Consider the following 13656-nt stretch of genomic DNA (forward strand, 5'->3'; position numbering starts at 1 on the left):
ATGAAACATTTCGAGGATTTTACGGCGTGTAGGAATCAGGATATTTTCCAAAAGGCGAACGATTTTTGTATCGAATCAGAAAACGAAAATCTCAAACCCTACGTGGATGCTTTGATGGTCCATACGTTAAGCGGAGCCAGGAGCCGCTCTTTACTCGAAGAGCGAGACGGCAACGTCCATGAAGTTATTATGCTCGGTTCCAATTCCTATTTTACACTCACGAGCCATCCGGACGTGGTAGCCGCTGTCAAATCGGCCTGCGATCAGTACGGCTACGGCGCTGGAGCCGTATCTCTGTATGCGGGCATGAGTGACCTGCACCTTAAGCTGGAAAGGCAGATCGCGGAGTTCCACAATACCGAGGACGCCATACTCTTTTCCTGCGGATATGCCACAAACGTAGGGGTGATCTCGGCGCTGTGCGGCCTCGGTGATGTAATTATCAATGACGCATTCAATCATGCCTCCATCTTTGACGGATGCCGCTTGTCCGGTGCTGACACACAGGTCTACCTGCACAGAAACATGCGCCATCTGGAAAAGGTACTCCGACGTATACCTCATTCGAAGAAAGGTCGCCTGATTATCACTGACGGGGTCTTCTCAATGGATGGTGACTTAGCTCCGCTTAATGAGATCGTGGATCTTGCCTCGAAGTATTCCGCTCGCGTCATGGTAGATGATGCTCACGGCCTGGGTGTTGTCGGCCCCACAGGTCGAGGCACCGCGGAAGCCTACGACGTCGTGGACAAAATCGACTTACACGTTGGAATGCTCAGTAAAACTCCTGGAGCCATAGGAGGTTACTGCGCAGGCACGAAGGCTCTTGTGCGTTACCTGCGTTTTTATGCCAGGACCTACTTTTTTTCCACAAGCCTGCCGGCTCCGGTAGTTGCCGGTCTTATAGAGGTCTTTAGATTGCTGCTCGAAGACAAAACGGACCGAAAACAATTATGGACCAACGTTAACCGATTACGCGAAGGTTTGATGAGATCAGGGTTCAATACGGGAAACAGTCAATCGGCTATTATTCCCGTTATTATCGGTGATGAGACTAAGGTTATCAATTTCTGCAACGATCTCAGGGTTAACGGTGTTTACACCAATATCGTTACATATCCCGCAGTGAGAAGAAAACAGTGCAGGCTGAGGCTCTGCGTCATGAGCACGCTCACAGAAAGACAGATCGAGCAGGTTTTAGAACTGTTCAGTACCCTCGGGAAGAAGCACGGTGTTATCTGATAATAAGCGATTTGTGTTTATAACGGGCGGCACCGGATTCATCGGCAGTTACACTGTAGATGAATTTATCGGCAACAATTGGCATCCCATCGTACTGGTTCACCGGACTGCAAGCCCGCAATTGAAAGAGATGGAACGCAAAGGACTCATCACCATGGTCACCGGTGATGCTGCGGACGAGTACGCCTTAAGATCAGCCTTCAATGAAACTATCCGCAAATGCCGCTGCGTTCCTGAACGCGTTGTCCATTGTGCCGGGCGGGCAAGCGACATGGGAAGAGATAAAGATTTCAAGGCAATCAATTTTGATTCTCTGAGATATCTGACAAGAATCGTGTCGGAATTTGGGGTAAACAAAATCGTGTTTATATCCTCCACGGACGTTTATGGGTTGAAGGATTTCAGTCACGAGCAGGAAGAGGAACTGACCTTTTTTCGTCATCCTAGTAATCCTTATCCGGCATATAAAATTGCGGCTGAGACATGGTTAAGGGCTCACCTCGCTCCTGAAAGATATTCGATCGTGAGGCCCGCCGCTGTGTGGGGAGCAGGCGACAGAACCCTGACGCCCCGATTTGTGGCGCTGCTTCGCAAAAGCCCATGGATAATCCACTTCGGCCCCTGGAAAGGCAAGAACCGCTGGCCTCTGGCCCACGTGAGAAATGTCGCCGCTGCAATTTATATCGCCGCAACAGATGAGGATCTTTCCGGAAAGGCCGTTCACGTGCTTGATACTGAATATACCTCTGTCGATGAATTCTACCGGATGCTGGCAATGGTTTATACACCCGGTAAAACGTTTCGTTCCGTGAGCCTTCCCTTTTGGATCGGGTATTCTCTTGGCTTCGCCGCCACTACATTGTCCAATCTGTTGCGTCGTGATTGCCCGATATTCGATCCAACCCTCTACGGTCTGTACTCGGCAAGTGCAAATCTCAATTTCAGCAACCGTCACTTTCTCGCATACATGAAGAGGGCAAACCGGCAACCGATTACGCGCGAGCAAGGACTGACAGAGCTGGCAAAAGAAGTAGAACAGCATACCCCGATAGTTCGTTCGTCTCGTCCCTCATAAAATCTGATGAAACGGAAGCGTCCTTACCCAACGATCACGGATATGTAACGGGGGACTCTCTTTCTTTTCATCTGGCCGTCGGTGTATAGTAGTATCCATGATCAACCTTACTCGCCGTGTAAGAAAGACGATCACGGCGCTTATAGGCGTTTTCATCCTTGCGCTCATTCCATTCTCTGCTATTGCGCAGCGACAGGAACCCTTTGCGATCGTCAGCGACACGCATATCAGGACGGGAAACTACAGCGTGTACTCCTCTTTCCTGCGTCTCATGGAACAGGAGAAGATCAACATGATTATCCACACCGGGGACGCCATCGATAGCCCCGGTGAGCTCCGCCAGTGGGCGAAGTTCCTTGAACTTACCGGACCGGATAAGACGCTCCATCTTGCACCCGGCAACCACGACATATCAGGCAGGAGGAGTCTCTCGGTTTATCTGCGTTTCTTTCCAAAAACATATTATTCCTTCTCTGAGGGAGATACTCTTTTCGTTCTCCTTAATACAGAGCTTCCAGGAGAAAAGGCCAGCATTACCGGGGAACAACTCGCGTGGCTCAGAACAGAGATCGGGAAATCGTTCAAATATAAATTCGTTTTCCTCCACGAGCCGCTCTATCCCATAATCGCAGGGCACGGCCTTGACAGGCATCCCAAGGCGAGAGACGACCTCCACCATTTGTTCGTTACCCACGGGGTTTCGCTTGTCGTCTCAGGCCATGATCACCTCTACGGCCGGACCATAAAAGATGGGATTCTCTACGTCACCGCGGCAACGCTCGGCGGATGGCTCCCCTTCGGCTCGAAAGATTACGAGGCCTTCCGATACATCGTGGCAGAAAGAAACGAATCTGGCTACTCATTTCGTGTGATCGATATGGAAGGTGCGACAAGGGATCAGTTTGTTGTGGGCCGCTAATCCCGCTCATTTTCGCTTGAATGGCTCGACCGGGTAGCAGCCGATCGGTAACTCCCGTTTGCTTCCGGCTGGTGTATCTCATTTTGTTCTGTCATACGGTGCCCTCGTATGCTAAACTAGCGGGATCATCGGGAGAGGGCTGTAATTGAATTGTCGGTTCAGTAAATAGCCACGCAATTTCGTCGCACCGTCCGTCATAGACCGAAGAAAATACGGTCGGCAAAGCCTGATGTCACTTCATGTGAGAAGTATCGCAAAAAAATGCCATAAGGATATCAGATTATGAATAACCATATAATCGGCTACGTAGCCGCCTTTCTCACCACCTTCGCAGGTATACCCCAAATCGTCCGTCTCCTCAAACTCAGGGAATCGAGAGACATATCACTGGCAACGGCGCTTTTTCTTGGCATCGGAGTGTTGTTGTGGCTCATCTATGGGCTCGCCATAGGCGACAGGCCGCTCATCGCTGCAAACTCCATCTCCCTGTGTATTTCCGCTGCCACGGTCCTTCTCGTGCTAAGATACCGCTAAAACGACCGCAGAATTACCGCCACCACCTCCCGTCGGTAATCGTCTCGAACTGCAGATAAGTGAGGCCGGTCCGGCTAAAGTTTTTCCTTATACCCTCCTCACCCATGTTGCTATGCTGTTCCGTTATCTCTTGACAACGAACCAATCACGGGCAAATAATGAAGAAGAAGAAGCCTGAGCAAGGCACGTCCGCCTCAATCATACCGGACTTGTACTTGGGGCGCGATGATGAGAGGTTCACCGGCTCTTCGGAGGACGAGCACCATGTCAACGAAGGAATTTATACGATGACGAGCAGCGTCAAACCTTTCGGGGCCGGCAGGAGCAGCTTCGAGTTCGTAGACACGGACCTCGTTCTTCATGCCCTTGCGCTTACGCCGTCAACCGTCTTTGTCGACCTCGGGTGTGGAAAAGGTAACTATACTTTAGCTGTGGCCTCAACTCTTCAGTCGCAGGGCCGGGTATACGGAATTGATGCATGGCAGGAGGGGCTTGACGAGCTGCGGGAGCGCGCAGCGCGTCTCAGTCTAAAGAATATCATTACCATTCAGGCGAACTTAAACGAGCACATACCGATCGAAGACGGTACGGCAGATATTTGCTTCATGGCAACCGTTCTTCATGATCTACTGCGAGACAGCACAGGCAACAAAGCACTAAGCGAGATAGCCAGGGTCCTGAAACCTACGGGTCGAATAGGTATCATTGAATTCAAAAAGATCGAGGACGGTCCCGGGCCACCGCTCAAGGTTCGATTATCTCCGGAGGAAACGGAGCAAATTATCTCGCCTTTCGGGTTTGTGAAGGACCGGTTGACAGACCTCGGGCCTTTTCACTATCTCATTACCGCATCTTTCGCAAAGAAATAGCGGTAGACGCATTGCAGCGCCTCAGGAACGGGTGTTTCTTCCACGAGACTTAAAGAAACCTGATGAGACTCCGAATATCCAGTTGTACGTACGTTGAAGGGCACAAGATGCGGCAGAGCGAGCGGATGCGCTTTCCCTAACGTGCCGTCATGCGGACACATAACATATAACACGGAACACCGTTTACATAAGCTCTTTGAGCTTCACGTAGTCCACCTTACCAGTCCCGAGCTTGGGTATGTCCCGTATATAGATGATCTCTCTGGGACAGGCGAGGTCGGACAAACCCCTCTCACGTATACGCTCCCGCACACTCTTCAATTCCGCGTCTTTATAGTTAGTGACGAGCACAAGCTTCTCGCCCTTCTTTTCATCTTCCACGGGCATAACGACAACCGTTCTGCGCTCGCCGTACAAGCCTGCCAGCGCTTCCTCCACGGCTGTAAGCGATATCATCTCTCCGCTCACCTTGGAGAAACGTTTGAGCCGTCCCACGATTTTGATATATCCCTGAGGGGTCAGCTCCACAATATCACCCGTTTCGTACCAGCACTCATCTTCAACGAGATATTTGTGATTCGCCTTTTCATTTTTCAAATATCCCTTCATCACATTTTTGCCTTTCACGAACAATCCACCCACAGTCCCCTCTTTGCTGTCAATGCCGGCGACGGGGACGAGTTTGCATTGCATGCCGGGAAGCAGCTTGCCTACGGTCCCGTATTCATATTCAAGGGCGCTGTTCATGGCAACGACAGGCGAACATTCAGTCGCTCCGTAGCCTGACATGACCCGCACTCCGTAGGTTTTCGCATAGTTCTCGAAGACTGCGTCATTTAAGGCCTCTGCGCCGCAGTATATATAGCGCATGGCACGAAAGTCATAGGGATGAGCCTTTCTTGCGTATCCGGCAAGAAACGTGTTGGTACCCATGAGAATGGTACACGCCTCATCGTAGACGATTTCGGGAACGATCCGGTAGTGGAGAGGGTTCACATAAAGATAGGCTTTCGCGTTGGCAAACAGAGGCAATATGGTGCCCACGGTCAGACCGAAACTGTGAAATATCGGCAGGGCGTTAAAGAAGTAGTCATCTTCGGTGATGTCAATCCTGGACAGTGTCTGATGGATGTTGGAGATGATATTCTCATGGGAGAGACAAACCCCCTTGGGCACACCTTCAGAGCCGGAGGTGAAGAGAATTACGGCCGTTTCCTTCTGTTCGCCGGATGTCATCTTTTTATGGGACCCGGGGAACGCGCCGGATATGAGTCCTGAGAGCTTTGCCTTGAGGCCGATTTTTGCTTTCAGGTCCTCCATATAAACGAGCTTCCTGCCATCGAATACCGAAGGCGCCAGTTTCACGCGGTCGAGGAATTGCCTTGACGTAACAATAGTCTTGAGATCGGCCAGGTCCATGGCATGTGCAAGTGCCCCGGGGCCGCTCGAATAGTTGAGAAAGACGGCAACCCTTTTGAAAATCTGAAGGCCCATGAAGACAAGGGCTGTGGCCGTCATGTTGGGAAGGAGCACCCCGATATTTTTATCGGGAAACCCCGCCAAATACCTGCCAAGCACAAGGGCCCCCGTGAGCGCTTTTCTGTAGCTCACCTGCACACCGGTCGCGTCTTTGTACGCCATCCGGCCCCCGTTCCTTTTGCACAGGTTGATAAACTCCCGACCGATAAGCGATGTCCGGTTGTGTTTTTCGTAGCGCATGCGACAGAGCATCTGGTAGATGGTATCCGCCGCGGCCTTCTTTTTCATCCTGGGGGCAAGACCATCGAGATTCATGGGCTCATGGATACGACCGACGGTCATGGTGAGGCGGGCGAAAATCTTTCTGCCTCGTTTCTTCCTGGAGAAGATCGTTGAATAGATGTTGTCGAGGTAGATCGGAAGTATATGGGCGCCCGTTTTGTAGGCCACAAACCCGGTGCCCTCGTAAATCTTCATGAGGTTTCCCGTGCTCGTCATACGTCCCTCAGGAAAGATAAGCAGGGCCGTACCCCTGTTGACCTCGTCGATAACTTCCTTCAAGGCATAAGGATTCATGGCGTCAATGGGCACGGTGTATTCATTCTGCATAAAAGGCTTAAAAAGCCTTTTCTTAGCCACGCCGCGGTCTACTATGATCTTCAAAGGAAGCTTGATATATGTCCATATGAGAAGTCCATCCAACAGGCTCGCATGGTTCGAGATGATGATGAGCTTTCCAAAGCTCTTCGGCACGTTCTCGAACCCTTCAATGACGATTCTGTGAATGAGCGTGAAATAGCATTTAAAAACGAACCTCAGCGTCTCAATCACGAGCACCCTGAAATGGCTTCTCTTATCTCCCACAGGTCACCCTCGAGAATCCTCCTCGCCTCATGTTATCACGGATCTTTTCTGTTGCCTTCACAATGATCTTCATGTCGTCTCTTTTCATTCCGGACATGATCTCGCGCACCCTCTCAAAATACCCGGGCTCGAGCTTATTAACCACATCTTAAGCCTTTTCTCGTTATCTTCACGATATTTATACGCCTGTGCCTGGGATCAGCCGCCCGCTCCACAAGAACAGCCCGCCGACTCTCTATCTATTACGTGCCGCGATTGTCTGTTCCCGAAGGTGCGCCATGAAACCGTAGGGATCGCTGACCAGCCGGAAAGCTATCCTTCGCCCGTTCGTAAGCCTCAGAATGATTTTCCCGAAGTTCAGTAGTTTTCCTAGACCGGGTTGGTAAATGTCGGCATCGGCTATTTCGATGAGAGGGATTTCCCATGATCGCTTGACCGGCATGAGCACCCGAATGATCACACGGCGGTCCGTAATGACAAATTCGCTCCTTTGAATGCTCAAATAAGCTAAGACCCCCCATATAACGGCTATGGCAACAAAAAGTAGGGCCGGCAGCCCCTTTGACGGCACGAGAAGTCCTGTTATGAACAGGAGCATGAGCGGACCGCCGAGTAGTGCCCCGTGAAGACCCGTGCGATACACTATCTTTTCGTTCGCCTCTAAAATTTCTTCTGCCGATGCCATGGAACCCCCCGCCGCGCGAGTAAGAGTATTTGGAACTCAGACCTTAATTTTATATCACGTATTCTTTTGTAAAGAAAGTTTCCTCATGAACTCGTAAAGACCTTATTTTCTTTACTTTTATGCCTATAGGCAATACTGCTGAAATATTGTATACTGTATTGAGACATGCAGCTGTCAAAGATTTTGCCGAAGAAGTTCAGCTCCCGACTTTTCCTGATGACCTTGGCTGCCGGTCTCATCCCCGTCGTGATCTTCACCCTCTTGCTCGAAATATACGGCGGCAGGTTTCGACAGGAAATCCAGCAAGCAATCCGACAAGCCTACGAAGAGCAGTGGACCCAGAGCGAGGCAGTGCTTAAGGAATCCGTGGGAACATTGATTGAGCAGAGAGCCACCGACGTGGCTCAGGAGCTTGAGCTAACCATGGAGTCTCACCCCTACATGACGCTCAAGGACCTGCAAAGAGACAACGCCTTTCGGGTGATCGCAGTACAGCCCGTGGGACGTACGGGCTATACGAGTCTTCACGAATCAGGCACGGGCATCATCCGATTCCATAGGATGGCCGCTATCGAAAACATGAGTCCAGGGAATTTAAGGCGCGATTTTCCCTCCATGTGGTCGATTATAGAAAAGAGTCTCGGCGGAGTCTCCGCGCAGGGATTCTACCAGTGGCAGGAGCCGGATGGAGCAGTAAAGCCAAAATATATGTATATCGCCCCGCTCCACGTAAAAACCGCTGACGGCGTTTTGTTGAGTGTAGCCGTAACCGCCTCTGTCGATGAGTTCACCCAGCCCATCAGAGACACGCAGGCGGTCCACAGCAAGACCGCTGAGTACTTAAGCATGGCCGCGGAAAGGCTGCTCAGCTCCTTCAGACACATGGGCCTTTTCTATATGGGCTTAGGCATTCTCATTATCGCCTTTGTCGCGTACGGCGTTGGCATCTATTTCTCCCGAGCTATCAGGCAGTTGAGAGAGGCGACGAACAAAGTCAACAGCGGTGATCTGAACGTAACGCTTACACCCTCCATGTCGGGCGAGGTCAAGACCCTTATGGAGGATTTCAACCGGATGATCCGTCAGCTCGCCGAAACCACGGTTTCTAAGGAGCTCCTTGAGGAAAGCGAGCGGCGCCTTATAGACGCCAATTATGAGCTTCAGCATGAGGTGAATGTCCGAACCCTGGCAGAAAAAGCCCTGGCCACGGAGAAGGAGCGGCTGGCCATCACGTTGGGCTCAATCGCGGACGGAGTTATCACCACAGACGCCGACGGCAAGGTCATTTTTCTCAACCGAACGGCGGAAGGACTCACGGGCTGGTCGCAGATAGAAGCTTTCGCCCGTTCCTTTACCGATGTTTTTCACGCCGTTGAGGAAAGGACAAGGACAGAGGTCGAGGACCCCTTGCGGAGCGTCGTTGAAACCGGCGAACCCATGAACGCTGAAAAAGTTGAGATTCTCGTAAGCAGGGATGGCTCAGAAAAGATCGTCACGCTAAACGGCGTGCCCATCAGAGAGAAAGACAGCACCGTGATGGGGGTTGTTGTCGTGTTCCGTGATATTACGGAAAAACGCAAGATGGAGGAGGAACTGCTCACAGTGCGCAAGCTCGAGTCCGTGGGCACGCTGGCCGGAGGCATTGCCCATGATTTCAATAACCTTCTCGCTGTGATTTTGGGCAACATCTCATTCGCAAAAATGCTGGTCGACCCTGCGAGCAAGGTGCACCGGCGCTTGACCGAGGCTGAGGAAGCAACCCTGCGGGGAAAAGATCTCACGTACAGGCTTCTCACCTTCTCAAGAGGCGGCGAGCCGTTGAAAAGGGTGATGGGCCTCAAAAATATTATAAAGGATTCCACGCGGCTCACGCTGAGTGGGTCCAACGTAAAGGCCTCTTTCGTCTTTCCCGACAACCTATATCGGGCTGAGATTGACGAGGGGCAGATGCGACAGGTAATTCACAATGTGGTCATAAACGCAAAAGAGGCCATGCCAGAGGGCGGAAAAATCATTATCAAGGCAAAAAATATAACACTCACGGCTCAGGACATGGTCCCTCTTGCTGACGGCGACTATGTAAAGATTTCCATAGAAGATCAGGGAACGGGTGTTCCCGCCGAAGATCTCGCGAGAATATTTGATCCTTACTTTACGACAAAAGACATGGGCAATACCAAGGGCATGGGGCTCGGTCTTGCTATCTGCTATTCCATCATCAAGAACCATAACGGATTTATCTCCGCCGAATCGCAGGTTGGGGTGGGGACAACCATCCAAATCTATCTTCCTGCATATCGGGAAGCGCTCAAGGCGGATGAGACCGAGGAACTACCGGATGATTCCTTACAGTTCAGGATTCTCTACATGGACGATGAGGAGGCATTGAGAGGTATTGCGCGAGAAATGCTCGAACATCTCGGTTTTCATGTTACCTGTGTCAGTGACGGCGCGGAGGCCTTTGAGGCCTACTCCGCGGCGATGCAATCGCGCAACCCCTTTGATCTCGTCATAATGGACCTCACCATACCTGATGGCATGGGAGGGAAGGAGGCTATTGAGAAGTTGCGTGAGATAGATCCCGGCGTTAAAGCTATCGTATCAAGCGGATATGCCAACGATCCCATTATCAAGAACTTCAAGGAATATGGTTTTCTCGGGGTGATTGCAAAACCCTATGATGTTGAGGCCTTGGATTCGGTCATCAAGAACGTTATGACGGAAGGAACATAAGACTTAAGCCCGTCAAGCGGTCAGGATCTTTTCCATCTCCACAATCTCGTCGTCCACGGTTTCCAGTTCGTACACGAATTTAAATACGTCCAGGTCGGCGATCTCCGGGACCGACTTTTCTATGGTCTTGAAGGAGTCGATCTCTGCCAGCACGACGCCGCTCTTGTCGCCGCCAAAACCAAAATAGCGAAGCCGGGCGAGCTGGTCCGCCAGGGAAATTACGGAAACGGCGGTCCGACTGTGCTCCGGGGCGCTTGTAACGGCATGGTGGAATCGGGTGACATCGGCAAAGATTTCAGGCAGTTTCCATTTATCCATCACAAACCCGCCGATCGTGTCATGGGATTCGCCGATGAATCGCTTTTCCGCTTCAATCATGGAAATGCATTCATCAAAGGTGGTCTGAATCACAATGGTATATATGTCATGGGCAAACCTGTCGAGGATCACCTTTCCCACGTCGTGGAGCAGACCCAGGAAATAGGCCGTATGCTGGTCTCCTGTTCTCAGTTCCCTGCATATCTTTCGCGCAATAACCCCCGTCGCCACCGAGTGTTTCCAAAAGTCGTTAGAATTAAAGGTCTGCTCGTTGCGGGCAGGCATCAAGGCCCGGTATGTACCGCAGGCAAGACATATCATAGTGATTTCTCTCATGCCGAGCATTTTGACGGCATGATCCACGGTCGCCACCTTATACGGGAGCCGGTAGAACGCCGAGTTGGCCACCTTCAGGACGTTCATGCTCATAGAAGGGTCCTTTGCCACGATCCTCCCTAAGGCCGTCATGTCCACATTTTCATCCTCCAGCGCCCTGAGTAATTCCGACATTACTACGGGAATGGGGGGAAGAAAGTCGATAATCGTCTCAATTCTTTTGGCAAAATCCTTTATCAATCCACACCGCCGCCGATACGCCCGGCCGCCTGCGCGTGGGCGCTCTATAATATGATCGGATGGATAGTAAGATTCCTTAAGTTTCGTGGATGGCAGGTTCATTCGGGCTTGCTAACGCGACTCTCATTTCTGTTGTCCGCCCTCGCAAGCCATTTTCCCGTTGAAAAATAGCCTGTATTGCAGTAAAAATGGAGATGGGTACCGGTCAACGGGAGGATCAAATTCCGTGACTATTGCCTTAAAACGCGTAACGGAGAAGAAATGGCCACGACAACTATCGCCTGGCCGCCGAGGTGCTCGTGAGAACTCGAGTGATCAACCATCCCATCTCTTTCCCAAAAGGGAACAATTCCATTGGCTCACGTGTCTCATAGAGTGGACGATAAAGGTTGCACGTCGGCCGATTCCGACGTCGAGTGCGTTTCACTGATCAAAGAAGGTCGACTTGAGGCCTTCGAGGAACTCGTGGAGAGATACCAGAAGAGAATGCTCAACATCGCATACAGGATGATCGGCGACTATGACGAGGCCTGTGAGGTTGTCCAGGAAGCGTTTCTGTCGGCCTATCGCGCTATAAAAAAGTTCAGAGGCGATGCCAAGTTCTCCACCTGGCTTACGGGCATCACCATGAACCACGCAAAGAACCGCCTGAGGCAGATCAAGTCCCGGTCTTATCATGAGGTTACGACCTTTGATGACCCCGTGGATGCCGCTTCCTCGGAGACAGTCTACGATACTCAAGCCCAGGATACGCCCGCGCTCGAGCAGTTGGAGCGGAACGAAATCCGCCAAAAGGTATGGGAGTGCATCGGCACCCTGGATCAGGACCATCGGGAGGTGCTGGTCTTACGGGATATTGAGGAGTTCTCCTACGAAGAAATAGGCCTTATTTTGAAAATCCCCGACGGTACGATAAAGTCCCGACTTTCTCGCGCAAGGTCTGCGCTCACACAATGTTTGAAAATGAAGAAGGTCATTGGTGATCTATGACAATAAAGATCCACGTCGAGGATAAACTGTCCCAATACATTGACGGAGTCCTTTCTGCCCGTGAGACAAGGCTCGTGGAAGAGCACCTCGCAGCCTGCGGTCCTTGCAGCGCGGCTTTCTCGGACCTCAAGAAGGCTCGGGAACTCGTGCATGACCAGGAAGAAGTGGACGTGCCTGCCTGGTTCACCAAAAAGGTCATGGCGCGCCTGGCCCAGGAAGTGGAACCCGAAAAAAACATATTCGAGAAACTTTTCCGTCCGTTGCGCATCAAGATTCCCATAGAGGTCATGGCCACCTGCATCGTTGTGGTGCTCGCCTTATACCTTTACAGAACCATGGGACCGGAGATGACGACACATGTGAACCCCCGGGAAAAGACTCCGGCCGCCCCGGAACAGACCATGAGGGAACCCCCCGCGGAGACCTCTTTGCCGGCCCGCCCGGACGAAGAGAAGACAAGAGGGATCTCAAATGGCCTCGCAATCGGTGAGACAGGAAAACCTGCCGGCCGCGCGCACGATACACGGACAGACGAGCTTAAGAAAGAAGAATCGGCCGCCGCAAAATCTTCAGAACAGGAAGCGGCATTAAGACAAACAGAGAAACCACAAGCGGCAGGTACACCCAATCAATCTGCGGCAGGCCCCGCACGGGAATCCGTTGCCACGGCAGTGCCACCTGACACTCAATCCCGGGGGATAGACCGGATGGCTCCTTTTTCAACCGGTTCCGCAACGCCGGGCACAGTGACGGCTAAGAAGGGACCACAAGCGTTTTCTCACGAACGTCCGATGCAACGTGCGATTCCCCGTGAGATCGTGATAAGTGTGTATACCGAATACAGAGAGGCAGCAACGGAGAAGATTGAGGCTGAGCTTAAGCGTTTTGGCGCACGCAACGTGAGCAAAGAAAACCGCGAAGACCGTGAAGTCTTCATCGCGCTGGTGGCCGGTCAAAGCGTTAAAGGGCTTTTCGATGCGCTCAAAACCGCAGGGGAAGTCCGCAGCGCAGATATTACGGCTAATACCTCGGAAGACTATACAACAGTCCGTATAGAGATAAGGGGCAGCCCCTGAGACGGCCGACCGGATAATCGGCTACTGGCTTGTGTTTTCCCTGTTTCCCTCTTTACCATTTTCTGAGATATCAGGCGGTTCTAATTTGTCTTTAAGCTTGTCGGAGACTATGGCGCCCGCCTGTTGCTCCGCCTCTCCCGATTTCTTTTTGGCGTCGTCCTTGACCTTCTTATAGGTATCGACGGCCGTCTCCATGCGTTCGCAGCCCGACAGAAAAACGGCGAAGAAAACGCTAACGATAATGCAGATAACCCTCTTCATAGTTCACCTCTATTACAGGATTCACAGCCCCCTTT

At 51.6% G+C, this 13656-nt stretch carries 13 protein-coding genes; 8 read left to right on the forward strand and 5 right to left on the reverse strand.

Annotated features, from left to right (window positions below):
* The 5 genes from VMT62_17515 to VMT62_17535 all read left to right on the forward strand — a co-directional run bounded on the left by VMT62_17515 (position 1) and on the right by VMT62_17535 (position 4639).
* Complete coding sequence (locus VMT62_17515; GenBank protein HVN98228.1) at positions 1 to 1242, forward strand: aminotransferase class I/II-fold pyridoxal phosphate-dependent enzyme; 1242 nt, start codon at positions 1 to 3, stop codon at positions 1240 to 1242.
* The gene (locus VMT62_17520; protein HVN98229.1) at positions 1232 to 2317 is read left to right on the forward strand and encodes an NAD(P)-dependent oxidoreductase; all 1086 of its coding nucleotides are present in this window, start codon (positions 1232 to 1234) and stop codon (positions 2315 to 2317) included. Before VMT62_17515 ends, VMT62_17520 begins: the two co-directional genes overlap by 11 nt.
* Positions 2318 to 2414: 97 nt before the next feature.
* Entirely contained in the window at positions 2415 to 3236 is an 822-nt protein-coding gene (locus VMT62_17525) for a metallophosphoesterase (protein HVN98230.1), read from the forward strand.
* Positions 3237 to 3518: 282 nt separating this feature from the next.
* Positions 3519 to 3770 carry a SemiSWEET transporter gene (locus tag VMT62_17530; protein ID HVN98231.1) on the forward strand — a complete coding sequence of 84 codons (252 nt, stop codon included), beginning with the start codon at positions 3519 to 3521 and terminating at the stop codon, positions 3768 to 3770.
* Positions 3771 to 3928: 158 nt separating this feature from the next.
* Positions 3929 to 4639, forward strand: coding sequence for a class I SAM-dependent methyltransferase (locus VMT62_17535; protein ID HVN98232.1), 711 nt, complete (start codon positions 3929 to 3931; stop codon positions 4637 to 4639).
* Between the two features lie 183 nt (positions 4640 to 4822).
* Here the strand turns inward: VMT62_17535 and VMT62_17540 are convergent, their stop codons facing one another.
* From VMT62_17540 to VMT62_17550, 3 genes are all read right to left on the reverse strand, one after another.
* Positions 4823 to 6982, reverse strand: a complete 2160-nt coding sequence (locus tag VMT62_17540; protein HVN98233.1) for an AMP-binding protein — start codon at positions 6980 to 6982, stop codon at positions 4823 to 4825.
* The gene (locus VMT62_17545; protein ID HVN98234.1) at positions 6972 to 7127 is read right to left on the reverse strand and encodes a hypothetical protein; all 156 of its coding nucleotides are present in this window, start codon (positions 7125 to 7127) and stop codon (positions 6972 to 6974) included. The genes VMT62_17540 and VMT62_17545 overlap by 11 nt, the downstream gene beginning before the upstream one ends.
* A gap of 90 nt (positions 7128 to 7217) precedes the next feature.
* The gene (locus tag VMT62_17550; GenBank protein HVN98235.1) at positions 7218 to 7667 is read right to left on the reverse strand and encodes a PH domain-containing protein; all 450 of its coding nucleotides are present in this window, start codon (positions 7665 to 7667) and stop codon (positions 7218 to 7220) included.
* Positions 7668 to 7832: 165 nt separating this feature from the next.
* On the opposite strand from VMT62_17550, the gene VMT62_17555 reads away from it, so the two are divergent.
* Positions 7833 to 10400 (forward strand): ATP-binding protein, encoded by a 2568-nt coding sequence (locus VMT62_17555; protein HVN98236.1) that lies wholly within the window; start codon positions 7833 to 7835, stop codon positions 10398 to 10400.
* Between the two features lie 12 nt (positions 10401 to 10412).
* Here VMT62_17555 and VMT62_17560 read toward each other — a convergent pair whose 3' ends face one another.
* Entirely contained in the window at positions 10413 to 11396 is a 984-nt protein-coding gene (locus VMT62_17560) for an HDOD domain-containing protein (GenBank protein HVN98237.1), read from the reverse strand.
* A gap of 273 nt (positions 11397 to 11669) precedes the next feature.
* Here VMT62_17560 and VMT62_17565 point away from each other — a divergent pair, with 273 nt between their 5' ends.
* On the forward strand, positions 11670 to 12284 hold the full coding sequence (locus tag VMT62_17565; GenBank protein ID HVN98238.1) for a sigma-70 family RNA polymerase sigma factor: 615 nt from the start codon (positions 11670 to 11672) through the stop codon (positions 12282 to 12284).
* A complete protein-coding gene (locus VMT62_17570; GenBank protein HVN98239.1) occupies positions 12281 to 13360 on the forward strand; it encodes a DUF2275 domain-containing protein in 1080 nt (359 codons plus the stop codon). The genes VMT62_17565 and VMT62_17570 overlap by 4 nt, the downstream gene beginning before the upstream one ends.
* A 21-nt stretch (positions 13361 to 13381) precedes the next feature.
* Here VMT62_17570 and VMT62_17575 read toward each other — a convergent pair whose 3' ends face one another.
* A complete protein-coding gene (locus VMT62_17575) occupies positions 13382 to 13621 on the reverse strand; it encodes a hypothetical protein (GenBank protein ID HVN98240.1) in 240 nt (79 codons plus the stop codon).
* Positions 13622 to 13656 lie beyond the last annotated feature (35 nt).

Source organism: Syntrophorhabdaceae bacterium (genome assembly GCA_035541755.1).
Taxonomy (GTDB): Bacteria; Desulfobacterota; Syntrophorhabdia; order Syntrophorhabdales; family Syntrophorhabdaceae; genus PNOF01.